This window comes from Variovorax sp. ZS18.2.2 (assembly GCF_024701975.1).
Taxonomy (GTDB): Bacteria; Pseudomonadota; Gammaproteobacteria; order Burkholderiales; family Burkholderiaceae_C; genus Variovorax.
Window position 1 is genome coordinate 426,420 of sequence record NZ_JANLNM010000003.1, and the last position, 15,289, is coordinate 441,708.

Here is a 15,289-nt window from a genome sequence, read left to right on the forward strand (position 1 = left end):
AGTTGTGTGTCAGCTCAGTTGAAGAACTTCGCCACGCTGCCCAGCGTCTTGTAGACGCCCCAGGCCAGCGGAATGCCCACTGCGGCCCAGGCCATCGCCACGACCGCCGGGCTCACCGTGTCGGCGCGGCCCGAGCCGCTGCCCACTTCGGCGGCCGAGGCTTTTTCGTGCGCCAGCTTCTTCTCGACGGCCAGCTCGGCCTCGGTCATGAAGTGCTTGTCGGCCACCGGGCGCACCAGCAGGTTGGCGATGAAGCCGATCGCCAGCATGCCCACGAGGATGTACATGGTCTGGTTGTAGACCTGCTCGCGCGGCAGGCCCAGGCCCAGCTGGTACTCGCGCATGTAGTTCACCACCACCGGGCCGAGGATGCCGGCCGTGGCCCACGCGGTGAGCAGGCGGCCATGGATGGCGCCCACGAACTGCGTGCCGAACAGGTCGGCCAGGTAGGCCGGCACCGTGGCGAAGCCGCCGCCGTACATCGACACGATGATGCAGCAGGCGCCCACGAACAGGAGCTTGCTGCCCGCGCTGGCCGACGAGGGAATGCTTGCGTACAGGAGCGCGCCGAGCACGAAGAACACCGTGTAGGTGAGCTTGCGGCCGAGCTTGTCCGAGAGACTGGCCCACACGAAGCGCCCGCCGATGTTGAAGAGCGACAGCAGCGCCGTGAAGCCGCCGGCCACCGCCGCGATGGCCGCGAGCTGGGTCTTGTCGAGCTCGCCGAACTTGGCCGGCAGGTCGATCAGCGCGCCGCCGAACACTTCCTGCAGCATCGGCGAGGCCATGCCGATCACGCCGATGCCGGCGCTCACGTTCATGCACAGCACCAGCCACACGAGCCAGAACTGCGGGATGCCCCAGACCTTTTTCACGTGCACATGGCGCTGCGTGATCATGGCGTTGCTGGTCTGCGCCGGGGGCGGCGTCCAGCCTTCGGGCTTCCAGCCCGAGGGCGGCACGCGGTAGCCGAGCGCGCCGGCCATCATGAAGACGAAGTAGCCCAGCGCCATCACGACGAAGGTCTGCATCACGCCCACGTCTGAGGTGGTGGAGAAGCGCTTCATCAGGTCGACCGCGAGCGGCGAGCCGATCATCGCGCCGCCGCCGAAGCCCATGATGGCCATGCCGGTGGCCATGCCGCGGCGGTCGGGGAACCACTTGATGAGCGTGCTCACCGGCGAGATGTAGCCCAAGCCGAGGCCGATGCCGCCGATCACGCCGGAGCCGAGGATCATCAGCCAGAACTGGTGCAGGTGGATGCCCACGGCCGAGAGCAGCATGCCGCCGCACCAGCACAGGGCCGACACCACGCCGGCCTTGCGCGGACCGGCGCGTTCGAGCCAGCCGCCCCACAGGGCCGCCGAGCAGCCGAGGAAGACGAAGAACAGCGTGTACATCCAGCCGAGCGTGGCCACGCGCCAGTCGCAGTTGGTGGCGAAGAGCTCGGCGAAGAAGCTCATCTCCTTGGCGCAGGCCTGTGCGCCGTGGCCGGCCGTTCCGAGCGCCTTCGACAGAGGCAGCCAGAACACCGAGAAGCCATAGGCCATGCCGATGCACAGGTGGATGGCCAATGCGGCCGGGGGAACCAGCCAACGGTTGAAACCGGGGCCCGCGATGATGCGTTCTTTATCCAGGAAGCCGGGCTGCGCTTGCACCCCGTCTCCAGCCATGCGCTCTCCATCGAGAACGCCCGCAGTTGAGCCTGCCATATTTCTCCTTGTTCGCCGGACGAGTAACTTTTGTGTTGGATCCGGGCCGCGGAGTGTGTCTGAACGTTTTACAAATCGTCAAATTCGATCGACGCATGGGACGATTCAATAACTAAATGCCCTGCCTTCGCGGGCATGCGGGGGCGCTCAGTTGCTGAGCGTGCCGCTGTGCAGGCGAACCTGCTCGGCCCATTCCGGCGTCTGCAGGAAGGCCAGTGCCGCGTCGAGCGCGCGCGAAGCCCGCACGCCGTCGTGCGTCATGAAGCCGATGGGCGTGCGCACCTCGGGCGCCACCAGCGGCAGCGCTTCGAGCTCGCGGTGGCTGCGCACGGCCGCAACCATCGCGCCCGGCAGCACGCTGCTGACGGTGCCGGCGCTCACGGCAAGCGTGAGGGTGAGCACCGAGTTGGTCTCGATGGCGGGCGCCACCGGCACGCCGGCCTCGCGCAGGGCCTGGTTCATGATCGCGCGGTTGTGCATGTCAGTCGTGAGCAGGCACAGGGGCTGCCTGGCGGCCTCGGCCCAGGTGATCGGCTGGCCGATGTGCAGCTCGTCCGCCGAGGGCGTCTCCGCGCGCCGCAGCAGGAAGTAGTGCTCCACGCTCTGCGGCCAGGCCGTGAGCTTGATGCCCGGCAGGTGCATGCGCTCGGTGTAGCCGAGCGCAAGGTCGATGGAGAGGCTTTCGAGCCCGGTCTCCAGGTCCTGCGAACTCATCGACAGCACGACCGGCACGATGCCGGGGTGGCGCTGGTGCAGCAAGGCCGCGAAGCGCGAGAGCATCGGAATGGCGGTGGGCACGGCGGCCATGCGCAACCGGCCGTGCGGGTTGTCGACATCGCTGCGCAATTCCTGGAGCAGCACCTCGTTGTCGCGCAGCATGCGCTGCGCCGTGGCCAGCACGCGCTCGCCCTCGTGCGTGAGGCCGACGTAGACGCGGGCGCGCTTGACGATGACGACGCCGAACTCGGTTTCGAGCGCCCTGAGGGCGTTGGACAACGCCGGCTGCGTGATGTGGCAGGCCTGTGCGGCGCGGCCGAAATGCTTGTGTTCGTTGAGCGCCACCAGGTAGCGCATCGAGGCGAGCAGGTTCATTCCGGGGACTCCGCTGCGCGTTGAATCGAGTCGCGCTGGCGTTCAGGGCGTGTGCGCAGGCCACCGGGTACTCCCCTCCGCGAATGTCCCCCGGCTTCGCCTCCTCCTTTATTTCGCTGCGGGGAGCACCCGATGCCCTGCGCACCTGGGCACGCGGCTGGTGTGCGGGCGATCGGCACTGCGCGACGAATCGAAGGCAAGCGCTCGTCCTAGGTGTTCTTGCTGATCGAGATGGTCGGGAATTTCGACGAGAAATCCTTCGCCTTCTCCGAGATGCCCACGGCCACCTGGCGCGCCACCGCCTTGTAGATGCCGGCCACGTCGCCCTCGGGGTCGGCCACCACGGTGGGGGCGCCGCTGTCGGCCTGCAGGCGGATCTGGATGTCCAGCGGCAGCGCGCCGAGGTATTCCATCTGGTACTCGGCCGCCATCTTCTTGCCGCCGTCCGTGCCGAAGATGTGCTCGGCATGGCCGCAGTTCGAGCAGATGTGCACCGCCATGTTCTCCACGATGCCCAGGATCGGCACGCCGACCTTCTCGAACATCTTGATGCCCTTCTTGGCGTCGAGCAGCGCGATGTCCTGCGGCGTGGTGACGATCACGGCGCCGGTCATCGGCACGCGCTGGCTCAGCGTGAGCTGGATGTCGCCGGTGCCGGGGGGCATGTCGACGATCAGGTAGTCGAGGTCTTTCCAGTTGGTCTGGCGCAGGAGCTGCTCCAGGGCCTGCGTGGCCATGGGGCCGCGCCAGATCATGGCCTGGTCCTGGTCGACCAGGAAGCCGATGGACATCACCTGCACGCCGTGGCGCTGCATGGGTTCCATGGTCTTGCCGTCGGCGCTGTCGGGGCGGCCCTCGATGCCCATCATCATGGGCTGGCTGGGGCCGTAGATGTCGGCGTCGAGCAGGCCGACGCTCGCGCCTTCCGCGGCCAATGCGAGCGCCAGGTTGGCGGCCGTGGTGCTCTTGCCCACGCCGCCCTTGCCCGAGGCCACCGCGATGATGTTCTTGACGTTGGGCATCAGCTGCACGCCGCGCTGCACCGCGTGGCTGATGACCTTGGTGACGATGTTGACCGACACGTTCTCCACGCCCGGCACCGTCTTGGCGGCCGCCACCAGCGCCTTGCGGATCGCCGCGTGCTGGCTCTTGGCGGGGTAGCCGAGTTCGAGGTCGAAGGACACGTCGCCGTCCGAAACCTGGAGGTTCTTGAGCGAGCGGGTGGCCGCGAATTCTTTGTGGGTGTTCGGGTCTGCAACGGCCTTGAGCGCGTCCATGAGACCTTCGGGGGTGAGTGCCATTGATCAAACTCCTGAATGGCGGGTAGTCTAAGGTGCTCCCCAAGCCCTCACCGACCAGCCTGCCAATAACCAAAATGACAGAGACAAGCCCCGCCACCGGCCTTCTGCTCACCGGAGGCGGCGCGCGGGCGGCCTACCAGGTCGGCGTGCTCGAAGCCATTGCCCAGATGCGCCGCGAAGCCGGGCCGGCCGCCGGCACCGGCAACCCCTTTCCCGTCATCACCGGCACCTCGGCCGGCGCCATCAACGCCGCGGCGCTGGCCTGCGGAGCGGACAACTTCGACCATGTGGTGGCGCACATCGCCGAGGTGTGGAGCGGCTTTCGCGCCGAGCAGGTGTACCGCGCCGATTCGCTCTCGGTGATCGGCAGCGGCACGCGCTGGCGCATGCTGCTGGGGTTCGGGCGCTTTGCGGCCAACTGGATGCGCGTCAAGCCGAAGTCGCTGCTGGACAACGCGCCGCTGGCCGACCTGCTGCAGCGCATGGTGCCGCTGGACCGTCTGCCGCAGCTCATGCAAGAGGGTCACGTGAAGGCGCTGGCGGTGACCGCGTCGAGCTACAGCTCAGGCGAACACGTCACCTTCTTCGAGGCGGCCGTGCCGATGGAACCTTGGGTGCGCTCGCAACGGCTCTCGGTGCGCGATCGCATCACGCACCACCACCTGCTCGCGTCGTCGGCGATTCCCTTCGTGTTCCCTGCGACCGCGCTGCCGATGCAGGGGCACACCGAGTACTTCGGCGACGGCTCGATGCGCCAGTCGGCGCCCATCGCGGCGGCGATCCACCTGGGCGCCGAGCGCATCCTGGTGATCGGCGCGGGCCGCATGCACGAGCCGCGCGAAACCGATGCGCCCAACACGCACAGCGGCTATCCGACGATGGCGCAGATCGCGGGCCATGCGCTCTCGAGCATCTTTCTCGATGCGCTGGCGGTGGACATCGAGCGGCTGCGCCGCATCAACCACACGCTGGGGCTGATTCCCGAGGAGGTGCGCGCATCGAGCGCGCTGCGCCCGCTCGACCTGCTGGTGATCTCGCCTTCGGAGCGGCTGGACGTGATCGCGGCGCGCCATGTGGATTCGCTGCCCGGCGCGGTGCGGCACCTGCTGGGCGGCTCGAAGGCCGCGGCCGACGTGAAGGGCGGCGCACTTGCGAGTTACCTGCTGTTCGAGTCGGGCTACACGCGCGAGCTGATGGCGCTCGGGCGGGCCGATGCGATGAAGCAGCGCGACGAGGTGCTGCGGTTCTTCGGGTGGGACGCGGCCTGAACTAGACCCGCACCGGCCCACTCTGCCTGCGCAGGACATCGTCCGCATCGAGCCCGACAAGATCGCGGTACACCGAGGGCGCGGTCGCACCTTCGGTGCTGATCAGCAGCACCTTCGAGCGCACATCGAGGCGCACCTTTCGCCACAGGTCGTCTGACAGCGTGAGCACACGCAAGGCCGCAATGCCCGCCGCACCCGATTCGCCGCTCACGATGGGGCTGTCGTGCGCCGAGCCGCGCGCCAGGAGGCGCATCGCCTCGACCGCATCGCCGTCCTCGATGGTGAGGAAGGCATCGACCGAGGGCGCCAGAAAGCGCCAGGCCAGCGGCGAGGTTTCCCCGCAGGCGAGGCCGGCCATCACCGAGTCGACGCTGCCGGTGGCATTCGATGCATGGCCGTTGATCGCGCTCTGCAGCAGGCAATCGGCCTGGCGCGGCTCGACGACGATGAGGGTCGGCCGCCTCTCGCCGTACTGCTCCCACAGGTAGCTCGCCACGCCCGCGGCCAGCCCGCCGACGCCGCCCTGCAGGATCACATGCGAGAACATCGCCGTGCCCTCCTGCTGCTCCATCACCTCGTCGGCCAGGATGCCGTAGCCCTGCATCACGTCGCGCGGAATGTCTTCGTAGCCGGCATAGGAGGTGTCGGAAACCACCTGCCAGCCGTGCGCCTGCGCCAGCGCGGCTGCATGTGCGACCGAGGCGTCGTAGTTGCCCTCGATGCGCACGATTTCCGCGCCGAAGGCCGCGATGGCGGTTTCGCGTTCCACGCTCACATGCTTGTGCAGCACGATCACGCAGCGCACGCCGATGCTTTGCGCCGCGGCCGCGAGCGCGCGCCCGTGGTTGCCGTCGGTGGCGCTGATGACGACCAGCGACTGCAGTTGCGCCGCGTGCGCGCCGCGCAACACGGCCACCGGTTCCCAGGCGGGATGGGCCCGCAGGACGAGCCGCACCAGCGCGGCCGGCGCGCCGAGTGCCTTGAAGCTGCCGAGCGACGAGCGCTTCGACTCGTCCTTCACGAAGATGCCGGCCACGCCCAGTTCTTCCGCCATGTCGGGCAGTTGCCAGAGCGGCGTGGGCTCGGGCGCGAGTTGCGACCAGCGCGAGAGCCAACCGCGCGTGCGCTTCGCCTCGGCGATGCTGAGGATGTCGCGAAGCTCGCCGGGGTAGGCGCCGCGGATGGCGTTCTTGTTGATGACCAGCATGGGGCAGAAAGAAAAAGGGTTGTCTTGTCGATCAGCGCGGAAGGCGCAGGCGGACGATTTCCGCGAAGTAACGGGCGCCCGTCGCGAGCACCTCGTCGTTGAAGTCGTAGCTGCCGTTGTGCAGCGGCGTACTGCCGGGCGCGCCCTCGGCGCCGTTGCCCAGGAACACGAAGGCGCCGGGCACCACCTTCAGGAAGGCGCCGAAGTCCTCGGAAATCATCATCGGCGCCACATTGGCATCGACGTTCTCCGCTCCCACGACGACCGTGGCCGCCGCCACTGCGACAGGCACGCATTCGGCCCAGTTCACGGTGGGTGCGAACTCGTGCGTGTAGCTGAAGTCGCACCCAGCGCCATGCATGCGGCAGATGCCTTCGCTGATCTCGCGCATGCGCGCGGCCAGCATCTTCTGCACCTCAGGGTCATAGCTGCGCGTGTCGCCCTTGATGATCACGTTCGACGGAATCGCATTGCGGATGCCGTCGGTGATGAACTCGGTGCACGAGACCACCGCCTGCGCGCCCGGGTCGAGCGTGCGCGAGACGATGGCCTGCAGCGCGAGCACGATCTGCGCGCCGATGACGATCGGATCGATCCCCATGTGCGGCCGCGCGGCATGCGTGCCGCGGCCCTTCACGTGGATGACGAAGTTGTCCTCGCTCGCCATGAGGCCGCCCGCGCGTGTCGAAATCGTGCCAGCGCGCATGCCCGGCATGTTGTGCAGGCCGTAGATCTCGTCGACCGGAAAACGCGCGAAAAGGCCGTCGTCCATCATGGCTTTGGCGCCGCGGCCGTGCTCCTCGGCAGGCTGGAAGATGAAGCGCACAGTGCCGTCGAAATCCTGCCGTTCCCGCAGCAGGCGTGCCGCGCCGAGGACGATCGACATGTGGCCGTCGTGGCCGCAGGCGTGCATCTTTCCAGGCGTGGCCGAAGCGTAGGCGCGGTCGGTCGGCACCTCGGTGATGTTGAGCGCGTCCATTTCCGCGCGCAGGCCGATCACGCCCTTGCCACTGCCGACCTTCAGGTTCGCCACGAGCCCGGTGCCGCCGATGCCGGCATGCACCTCCAGGCCCAGCGCCTTCAGCACGCTGGCAACGAAGGCCGAGGTCTTCGCCTCCTCGAAGCCCGTCTCGGGCATCGCATGCAGCTGGCGGCGCCAGCCCGAGAGCTGGTCGCGCAAGGGTTCGTCGGGGAATTTCATGACGCGATGCTATTGACAATGCAGCGATACGGGCACGCAAAATCGGGCCCTTCGACGCAACGTTTTTGCGTACACGGCCTGCATGACCTCCTCCCCCCTCGATGCCCTCGACCTTCGCCTGCTGGAGCTGATCCAGGCCAACAGCCGCATGTCGCAAAGCGAACTGGGCGAGCGCGTTCATCTGTCGACGGCCGCCGTGAACCGGCGGCTCAAGCGCATGCGCGACGACGGCGTGATCCGGCGCTACGGCGCGGTGCTCGCCCCCGCCGCGCTGGGCCATCCGCTGTCCATCGTGGCCGAAGTGGAAGTCGAGAGCGAGCGCATCGACCTGCTCGATGCGATGAAACAGAGTTTCAGGGCGTGCCCGCAGGTGCAGCAGTGCTATTACGTGACGGGCGAATGGGACTTCATCCTCGTCCTCGTGGTGCAGGACATGGCGCAGTACACCGCGCTGAGCCGGCAGCTTTTCTTCCAGAACAACAACGTGAAGCGCTTTCGCACGCTGGTCACGATGGACCCGGTGAAGGTCAGCCTGGATGTGCCGGTGCGGCCGGCATAGGGGCTACGGCGTCGTCACTGCGCGTCGGAAATCCCGAGCTCCGAGCACACCCGTCCCACCAGCGCCTTCAGCGATGCCAGCTCGGCTTCAAGCCGCGCCACATTGGCCTTCAAAGCCGCGACTTCGCCCAGCGATGCGTCGTGCGATGCATACGCCCCGTCGCCCGAGGCGCCGGCCGGCCCCGCGACTTCCTCCGCAGGCTGGCCGCTCAGCAGGTGCGCCCAGCGGCTTTCGCGCGCGCCGGGCAGCCGCGCCAGCTTCACCACCAGCGCGCCGGCCGGTCGCTCCGAAAGCTCGTCGAGAAAGCCTTCGACCGACGAGATGTCCGCGAAGTTGTGCATGCGGTCGCAGGCGATGCGCAGTTCGCCGGCCGTCTGCGGCCCGCGCAGCATCAGCACGGTGAGCAGGATCACCGACTGCGAGGGAATGCGCAGCACGCGGTCGATGTTGTGCTCGTAGCGGAACGCGCGGCCGCCGCTGCTTTCGGCAACGAGGCTGTAGCCCTTGAGGCTGTCGATGGCGGACTGGATCTGCGACTCGGTGAGTTCGAGCACCGGGTTGCGGCTGGTCTTCTGGTTGCAGCCCGAGACCAGCGAATTGAGCGTGAGCGGATAGCTGTCAGGCACGGTGCGCTGCTTTTCGGCGAGCACGCCGAGCACGCGGGTTTCGAGAAGGGACAGGATGGGCAGCGGTGTGGACATGGCTCAGAGGCAGGATTCGAAAGTGGAAACACAAGGGGCCGCCGATGGGTTCATGGCGACACCACGCCGAGTATCGGCCCCAGTTCGCGCACGAAGTCATTACGCCCCAATGCCTTCGAGTACAGCGCCGAGACGGTGCCGTCGAGGTACAGGGCGTCGCGGCAACGCAGCACGTCGCGGAAGTACAGCGCGAAATCGTAAAAATTCACCGGCGTCTCGCTCATCACGAAGATCGCCGTGTGGCCCGTCGCGCAGACGCCATTGCGGATCTTGCGCGAGTCGGAATTCGGAATGAGCGCCGGATGCAAGACGCCATGGCGCAGCAGCAGCGGGCCGGACTGCGTGGCCAGCTGCACAACGCCGCGCCTGGCGAACGCCGGGTACTCCGAAGACTCGATCACCCGGGGTCCGTCATCGGTGACGAGGAACACGCCGTTCGGCTTCAGGAAGAAGTTGCCGGCGCCGCTCGCCAGGTTGAGCGGCGCCTCTTCGCGGCCGTCGCGCACGAAAAGCCCGACCGGCGAGAAATCCGCGTGGTACATGCCGGCGTTGACCGCGAAGACGAGTTGCCTGCCGTGCGCCTTCAGCCAGGCATCGAGCCGGTCGAAACGCTTGAACGCGACGCCCGTGTCGTCGTTCAGGAACAGCGCGAGCTTCTCGGTGCGAAGGTCGACCTTCACCACCGTGTAGCGCGGGTCCGCTGCAACGGATGCGCAGTTCGCGAGGAAGACGGCCAACAGAAGCAGAAGCTTTCTCATGGCCACGCCTTGCGCCGTCGGATCAACCGCCGTTGATGCGGCTGACCAGCGCCTTCGTGAAGGCGGCGGTGTTCGCCGTGCCGCCCAGGTCGCCGGTGCGCACGTTGTCGATGTTCAGCGTTTGGTCGATGGCCGTGCGCAGGCGCGTGGCCAGCTCGGGCATCTTGGTGTGGTCGAGCATCATCGCGGCGGCCAGCAGCAGCGCGGTGGGGTTGGCGATGCCCTTGCCGGCGATGTCGGGCGCCGAGCCGTGCACCGCTTCGAAGATCGCCGCATCGGTGCCGATGTTGGCGCCGGGCGCCATGCCCAGGCCGCCGACGAGGCCGGCCACGAGGTCCGAGAGGATGTCGCCGAACAGGTTGGTCGTCACCAGCATGTCGAACTGCCAGGGGTTGAGCACCAGCTTCATGGCGCAGGCGTCCACGATGATCGAATCGAGCTCGAACTTGCCCTTGTACTTTTCCGCGTAGAGCTGCTCGCCGGTTTCCAGGAACAGGCCGGTCAGCACCTTCATGATGTTGGCCTTGTGCACCAGCGTGACCTTCTTGCGGCCGGTGGCGATGGCGGTCTCGAACGCGTACTCGAGCACCCGGCGGCAGCCCTGCCGCGTATTGATGCCGGTGGCCATGCCCACGGCATGCGGGTCGTCGTCGATGCGCACGTAGTGCTCGTGGCCGATGTAGAGGCCTTCGAGGTTCTCGCGCACGATCATCAAATCGATCTTGTCGAAGCGGCCGCCCGGGATGATGGTGCGCGCGGGGCGCAGGTTGGCGTAGAGCTGGAATTCTTCTCGCAGCCGCACGTTCGAGGAGCGGTAGCCGCCGCCCGAAGGTGTTTCGAGCGGGCCCTTGAGCGCGAGGCGGGTGGTGCGGATGCTGTCGAGCGTGGCCTTGGGCAGCGGATCGCCCGAGGCCTTGACGCCGCCGAGGCCGGCGATCTGGGTGTCCCAGGTGAAGGGCGCCTTCAGCGCATCGAGTGCGGCCAGCGTGGCGTCGACGATTTCGGGGCCGATGCCATCGCCGGGGATGAGGGTTGCGGGAATGGGAGTGGTCATCGGCTGCGGCTCGCTTTCTGGCGTTCTGTATCGGGGGTCGAAGCATACGTCGCGCGCGAGACACCCCGCGGATTCATGGGTCACTGGGGCGGGTCACGCGTGGCCGGGCAGCTCCTGGTCGAGCAGCGAGGCGCGGCCGACGACATGGCCGGGCCGCAGCAATGCGCCGGGCGCAATCACCGCGTTGGCCCCGATGCGCGCGCCATCGCCGACGAGCGCGCCGAACTTCTCGCAGCCCGTGGGCTGCAGCGCCCCGCCCTCGCCGCTGCGCACGAAGATTTCCTTGGCGGCGCGCTCATTGCGGTGGTTGCAGACGATGCTGCCGGCTTCCATGTTGACGCCCGCGCCAATCACCGAATCACCGACGAAATTGAAGTGCGCCAGCGCCGTGCCTGCAAAGACGAACGAAGACTTGAGCTCGGTGCCCGGGCCGATGGTGCAGCGCGCATCGACCCAGTTGCCGCCGCGCAGGTAGGCGCCCGCGGCCACGAAGCTGTCGGCGCCGAGGATCAGGGGACCCTTGAGCACCGCGCCGGCCTCGACCCTGGCGCCGCGGTGGATGGCGATGTCACCCTCGATGGTGTACGCCCCGACCGGCAGTTCCGCCAGCAGCCGGCGCACGATTTCCGGAGCCTGCTTCGTCAACTCCCAGGGCATCGAGGCGCTCCATCGTGCGAGGGGAGACGCGGCGAATCCGGCGATGTACGAGGGGAGGTCGATGGCGTGCGGCATGGGGCGATGCTGCCATCAAACACCGGGACGGGCGCGGGACGGACGCGGCCACCTAAAATGCCCGGTTCCCCGTCCGCCACTCCCCGAAAGCGCCCTCCCCGATGTCCGCCCCGCGCAAGCTCTTCGTCACCACCGCCCTGCCGTATGCCAACGGCAAGTTCCACATCGGCCACATGATGGAGTACATCCAGGCCGACATCTGGGTGCGGAACCAGCGAATGAACGGCGCCGAGGTCAACTTCGTCTGTGCCGACGACGCGCACGGCGCGGCCATCACCATCGCGGCCGACAAGGCCGGCGTGACGCCGCAGGCCTTCGTGGCCGAGATCGCGGCGGGCCGCAAGCCCTACCTCGACGGCTACTACATCTCGTTCGACAACTGGCACTCGACCGACGCGCCCGAGAACCACCAGCTCGCGCAGGACATCTACCGCGACCTGCGCGCCAACGGCCTCATCGAGACCAAGAGCGTCGAGCAGTTCTACGACCCCGAAAAGGGCATGTTCCTGGCCGACCGCTTCATCAAGGGCGAGTGCCCGAACTGCCATTCGAAGGACCAGTACGGCGACAACTGCGAGGTGTGCGGCGCCGTGTACGCGCCCACCGAGCTGATCAACCCCTACTCGGCCCTCTCGGGCGCCAAGCCCGAGCTGCGCAGCTCGGAGCACTTCTTCTTCAAGCTCTCGGACCCGCGCTGCGAGGCCTACCTGAAGGAATGGACCGCCGCCCCCGGTCACGTGCAGTCCGAGGTGCAGAACAAGATCCGCGAATGGCTCTACAAGGACGACGAAGGCAAGGGTGGCCTGGGCGACTGGGACATCAGCCGCGATGCGCCCTACTTCGGCATCGAGATCCCCGATGCGCCAGGCAAGTACTTCTACGTGTGGCTCGACGCGCCTGTGGGCTACCTCGCGTCGCTCAAGAACCTGCTGGACAAGCGCTGCATCGAACTGGGCGGCGACGGCATCTCGTACACCGAGTACATGGCCGACCCGGACCTGGAGCAGGTGCACTTCATCGGCAAGGACATCATCACCTTCCACACCCTCTTCTGGCCCGCGATGCTGCACTTCAGCGGCCGCAAGGCGCCCGACGCGGTGTACGTGCACGGCCACCTCACGGTCAGCGGCGAGAAGATGAGCAAGAGCCGCGGCACCGGCATCGATCCGCTGAAGTACCTCTCGATCGGCCTGGACCCCGAATGGCTGCGCTACTACATCGCCGCCAAGCTCAATGGCCGGAACGAAGACATCGACTTCAACCCCGAGGACTTCGTCGCGCGTGTCAACAGCGACCTCGTGGGCAAGTACATCAACATCGCGAGCCGCGCGGCGGGCTTCATCGGCAAGCGCTTCGGCGGCAAGCTGGGCGAGGTGTCGGCCGATGGCGACGCGCTGCTGTTCGCGCTGCGCGAGGCGGCCGGCCAGATCCATTCGCTCTACGACGGCCGCGACTACGCCCGTGCGCTGCGCGAAGTGATGGCGCTGGCCGACAAGGTGAACGAGTACGTCGACCAGAACAAGCCCTGGGAACTGGCCAAGAAGGAAGGCGCCGAGGCGCGCCTGCACGACGTGTGCACGGTGTGCATCGAGGCCTTCCGCCTGCTCACGCTGTACCTGAAGCCGGTGCTGCCGGCGCTCGCCGTGAATGTCGAGGCTTTCCTAAGGATCAAGCCACTGGTCTGGCCGGATGCCGCGCAGCCGCTGCCCGTGGGCCACGCGATCGGCGATTACAAGCACCTGATGCAGCGAGCCGATGCCAAGGTGGTCGACAAACTGTTCGACGCGCCCGAACCGGTGGCCGCCGCTGCCGTGGAAGCCGCGACGGATGCGCTGCCCGGCGGCGAAGCCATCGCACCCACGATCACCATCGACGACTTCGTGAAGATCGACCTGCGCATCGCCAAGATCGTGGCCTGCGAGAAGGTCGAGGGCTCGACCAAGCTGCTGCGCCTGACGCTCGACGCGGGCGAAGGCAAGACCCGCAACGTCTTCAGCGGCATCGCCTCGGCCTACCAGCCCGAGCAGCTCGTGGGCAAGCTCACGGTGCTGGTCGCGAACCTCGCGCCGCGCAAGATGAAGTTCGGCATCAGCGAAGGCATGGTGCTGGCCGCAAGCCACGGCGACGAAAAAGCCAACCCGGGCATCCATGTGCTCGAACCGTGGCCGGGCGCAACGCCGGGCATGCGGGTTCGCTGACGAAAAACTAGCCGAACCTGTTGTTCAGCACGAGGTCGGCAAACACCTTGCCGCCGACCGATATGTGGTCGCGCATCGCCTCCGCGGCGTTGTCGGCGTGGCCCTTGAGGATCCACTCCACCACCCGCTCGTGCTCCCGCTGTGAGGCGGCGAGCCGGCCGGGCTTCTCGAACATCCGCCCCCGGTAGGCCGCGATGCGCAGGCGCACCGTCTGCGCCTGCTCGACGATGAACGGATTGCCGCTCGCGCGGTAGATCACATCGTGCAGCGCGGCGTTGGCGCGCTGGTAGCCCTCGGCGTCGTCGGCCTCCGCCATGGCGGCCGTGCCGTCGAGCGCGAGTTGCAGTTCACCCCGCAGCGCCGGCCCGATGCGCAAGGCGGCCAGCCGCGCCAGCACCCCTTCGAGTTCGCCGAGCGCTTCCATCATCGCGACCAGTTCGTTCGCCCGCAGTTGGCGCACGTAGATGCCGGTGCGCGGAACGATCTCGACCAAGCCCCGTGCGCTGAGCAGCAGCAGCGCCTCGCGCACCGGCGTGCGCGAGGTGTTGAAGCTCAGGGCCAGCGCCTTTTCGTCGATGGGCATGCCGGGGGACAGCGTGCCTTCCAGGATGTCGTGTTCGAGGCGGCTGCGGATCTGGTCCTGCAGGCTGCTGGTGTCGAGGGTTTTCGCGGGTTGCATGGGAATCTGGATATTAGCTAACCTTACAGATATATCAATTCATCTATTTGGTACATCAATGCTTCCATCCCTAGAGATCGACGGCCGCGTCGCCTACGTGACGCTGCGCCGCCCCAGCGTCGCCAACAAGTTGACGCCGGAGGATCTGCCCGAGCTCGTTCGCCACGTAGAGACAGTGAATCGCTCGACCGAGGTGCTCGTGCTGGTCCTGCGTTCCGAAGGCAAGTACTTTTGCAGCGGCTACGATATATCAGAGGTGGCCACCAGCAGCCAGGCGGAGGGCAGCAGCTTCGGCGACATGGTCGATGCGCTGGAAAACTGCCGCGCCGTGACCATCGCCGCGGTGCATGGCGGCGTCTTCGGCGGCGCCACCGACCTGGTGCTGGCCTGCGACTTCCGCGTGGGCGTGCGCGGCGCCGAGATGTTCATGCCCGCCGCCCGGCTCGGCCTGCACTACTACCAGAGCGGCATGGAGCGCTACGTGTCGCGGCTCGGGATCGACACGGCCAAGCGGCTCTTCCTGACCGCCGAGAAGCTCAACGGCCCCGCGATGCGCGACTGCGGATTCCTCACGCAACTGGTCGATGACGCGCCGGCGCTCGACGCCGAAGTGCTGCGCCTTCGCACCACGCTCGCCGGCATGGCGCCGCTCGCGCTGCTCGGCATGAAGAAGCACCTGAACCAGATCGCGCGCGGCACCGCCGATGCCGCTTCGATCCTGCGCGAGGTGCAGCGCACCGTCGCTTCCGAAGACCTGGCCGAAGGCGGCCGCGCCTGGCGCGAGAAGCGCCCGCCGGTCTTCAAGGGCCGCTGAGCGCGGCCTCCCC

The 15,289-nt window shown here is 67.4% G+C and carries 14 protein-coding genes; 4 read left to right on the forward strand and 10 right to left on the reverse strand.

Features of this window, described 5'->3' with window-relative positions:
• Positions 1–14: 14 nt before the first annotated feature.
• The 3 genes from NU688_RS15825 to apbC all read right to left on the reverse strand — a co-directional run bounded on the left by NU688_RS15825 (position 15) and on the right by apbC (position 4,105).
• A complete protein-coding gene (locus NU688_RS15825; protein ID WP_257861868.1) occupies positions 15–1,673 on the reverse strand; it encodes an OFA family MFS transporter in 1,659 nt (552 codons plus the stop codon).
• Between the two features lie 186 nt (positions 1,674–1,859).
• The gene (locus NU688_RS15830) at positions 1,860–2,804 is read right to left on the reverse strand and encodes a LysR family transcriptional regulator (protein WP_257861648.1); all 945 of its coding nucleotides are present in this window, start codon (positions 2,802–2,804) and stop codon (positions 1,860–1,862) included.
• Between the two features lie 209 nt (positions 2,805–3,013).
• Positions 3,014–4,105: an iron-sulfur cluster carrier protein ApbC gene (gene apbC / locus NU688_RS15835; RefSeq protein WP_257861650.1), complete on the reverse strand. Its 1,092-nt coding sequence runs from the start codon at positions 4,103–4,105 to the stop codon at positions 3,014–3,016.
• A 74-nt stretch (positions 4,106–4,179) separates the two neighbouring features.
• On the opposite strand from apbC, the gene NU688_RS15840 reads away from it, so the two are divergent.
• On the forward strand, positions 4,180–5,373 hold the full coding sequence (locus tag NU688_RS15840; protein WP_257861651.1) for a patatin-like phospholipase family protein: 1,194 nt from the start codon (positions 4,180–4,182) through the stop codon (positions 5,371–5,373).
• A 1-nt stretch (position 5,374) separates the two neighbouring features.
• On the opposite strand, the gene NU688_RS15845 is transcribed toward NU688_RS15840, so the two are convergent.
• Together NU688_RS15845 and NU688_RS15850 are read right to left on the reverse strand one after the other, a co-directional pair.
• Positions 5,375–6,580: a diaminopropionate ammonia-lyase gene (locus NU688_RS15845; protein ID WP_257861652.1), complete on the reverse strand. Its 1,206-nt coding sequence runs from the start codon at positions 6,578–6,580 to the stop codon at positions 5,375–5,377.
• Positions 6,581–6,611: 31 nt separating this feature from the next.
• A complete protein-coding gene (locus tag NU688_RS15850; protein ID WP_257861653.1) occupies positions 6,612–7,781 on the reverse strand; it encodes a M20 aminoacylase family protein in 1,170 nt (389 codons plus the stop codon).
• An 82-nt stretch (positions 7,782–7,863) separates the two neighbouring features.
• Between NU688_RS15850 and NU688_RS15855 the strand changes: the two genes are divergently transcribed.
• Complete coding sequence (locus NU688_RS15855) at positions 7,864–8,340, forward strand: Lrp/AsnC family transcriptional regulator (RefSeq protein WP_257861654.1); 477 nt, start codon at positions 7,864–7,866, stop codon at positions 8,338–8,340.
• 14 nt (positions 8,341–8,354) lie between these two features.
• Here NU688_RS15855 and NU688_RS15860 read toward each other — a convergent pair whose 3' ends face one another.
• From NU688_RS15860 to NU688_RS15875, 4 genes are all read right to left on the reverse strand, one after another.
• Positions 8,355–9,041 carry a YceH family protein gene (locus tag NU688_RS15860; protein WP_257861655.1) on the reverse strand — a complete coding sequence of 229 codons (687 nt, stop codon included), beginning with the start codon at positions 9,039–9,041 and terminating at the stop codon, positions 8,355–8,357.
• A 50-nt stretch (positions 9,042–9,091) separates the two neighbouring features.
• On the reverse strand, positions 9,092–9,799 hold the full coding sequence (locus NU688_RS15865; RefSeq protein WP_257861656.1) for a phosphodiester glycosidase family protein: 708 nt from the start codon (positions 9,797–9,799) through the stop codon (positions 9,092–9,094).
• 22 nt (positions 9,800–9,821) lie between these two features.
• Positions 9,822–10,853, reverse strand: a complete 1,032-nt coding sequence (locus NU688_RS15870; protein ID WP_257861657.1) for an isocitrate/isopropylmalate dehydrogenase family protein — start codon at positions 10,851–10,853, stop codon at positions 9,822–9,824.
• A 93-nt stretch (positions 10,854–10,946) separates the two neighbouring features.
• Positions 10,947–11,585 (reverse strand): LpxA family transferase, encoded by a 639-nt coding sequence (locus NU688_RS15875; protein ID WP_257861658.1) that lies wholly within the window; start codon positions 11,583–11,585, stop codon positions 10,947–10,949.
• Positions 11,586–11,686: 101 nt separating this feature from the next.
• Between NU688_RS15875 and metG the strand changes: the two genes are divergently transcribed.
• The gene (gene metG / locus NU688_RS15880; RefSeq protein ID WP_257861659.1) at positions 11,687–13,783 is read left to right on the forward strand and encodes a methionine--tRNA ligase; all 2,097 of its coding nucleotides are present in this window, start codon (positions 11,687–11,689) and stop codon (positions 13,781–13,783) included.
• A 7-nt stretch (positions 13,784–13,790) separates the two neighbouring features.
• Here the strand turns inward: metG and NU688_RS15885 are convergent, their stop codons facing one another.
• Positions 13,791–14,462, reverse strand: coding sequence for a GntR family transcriptional regulator (locus NU688_RS15885; RefSeq protein WP_257861660.1), 672 nt, complete (start codon positions 14,460–14,462; stop codon positions 13,791–13,793).
• Positions 14,463–14,520: 58 nt separating this feature from the next.
• On the opposite strand from NU688_RS15885, the gene NU688_RS15890 reads away from it, so the two are divergent.
• Positions 14,521–15,276, forward strand: a complete 756-nt coding sequence (locus NU688_RS15890; RefSeq protein ID WP_257861661.1) for an enoyl-CoA hydratase/isomerase family protein — start codon at positions 14,521–14,523, stop codon at positions 15,274–15,276.
• The last annotated feature ends 13 nt before the right edge of the window (positions 15,277–15,289 follow it).

Bases quoted from the DNA above. Each gene is read 5' to 3' on its own strand.
- NU688_RS15825 (WP_257861868.1), bottom strand. From the start codon at position 1,673: ATGGCTGGAGACGGGGTGCAAGCGCAGCCCGGCTTCCTGGATAAAGAA.
- NU688_RS15830 (WP_257861648.1), bottom strand. From the start codon at position 2,804: ATGAACCTGCTCGCCTCGATGCGCTACCTGGTGGCGCTCAACGAACAC.
- apbC (WP_257861650.1), bottom strand. From the start codon at position 4,105: ATGGCACTCACCCCCGAAGGTCTCATGGACGCGCTCAAGGCCGTTGCA.
- NU688_RS15840 (WP_257861651.1), top strand. From the start codon at position 4,180: ATGACAGAGACAAGCCCCGCCACCGGCCTTCTGCTCACCGGAGGCGGC.
- NU688_RS15845 (WP_257861652.1), bottom strand. From the start codon at position 6,580: ATGCTGGTCATCAACAAGAACGCCATCCGCGGCGCCTACCCCGGCGAG.
- NU688_RS15850 (WP_257861653.1), bottom strand. From the start codon at position 7,781: ATGAAATTCCCCGACGAACCCTTGCGCGACCAGCTCTCGGGCTGGCGC.
- NU688_RS15855 (WP_257861654.1), top strand. From the start codon at position 7,864: ATGACCTCCTCCCCCCTCGATGCCCTCGACCTTCGCCTGCTGGAGCTG.
- NU688_RS15860 (WP_257861655.1), bottom strand. From the start codon at position 9,041: ATGTCCACACCGCTGCCCATCCTGTCCCTTCTCGAAACCCGCGTGCTC.
- NU688_RS15865 (WP_257861656.1), bottom strand. From the start codon at position 9,799: ATGAGAAAGCTTCTGCTTCTGTTGGCCGTCTTCCTCGCGAACTGCGCA.
- NU688_RS15870 (WP_257861657.1), bottom strand. From the start codon at position 10,853: ATGACCACTCCCATTCCCGCAACCCTCATCCCCGGCGATGGCATCGGC.
- NU688_RS15875 (WP_257861658.1), bottom strand. From the start codon at position 11,585: ATGCCGCACGCCATCGACCTCCCCTCGTACATCGCCGGATTCGCCGCG.
- metG (WP_257861659.1), top strand. From the start codon at position 11,687: ATGTCCGCCCCGCGCAAGCTCTTCGTCACCACCGCCCTGCCGTATGCC.
- NU688_RS15885 (WP_257861660.1), bottom strand. From the start codon at position 14,462: ATGCAACCCGCGAAAACCCTCGACACCAGCAGCCTGCAGGACCAGATC.
- NU688_RS15890 (WP_257861661.1), top strand. From the start codon at position 14,521: ATGCTTCCATCCCTAGAGATCGACGGCCGCGTCGCCTACGTGACGCTG.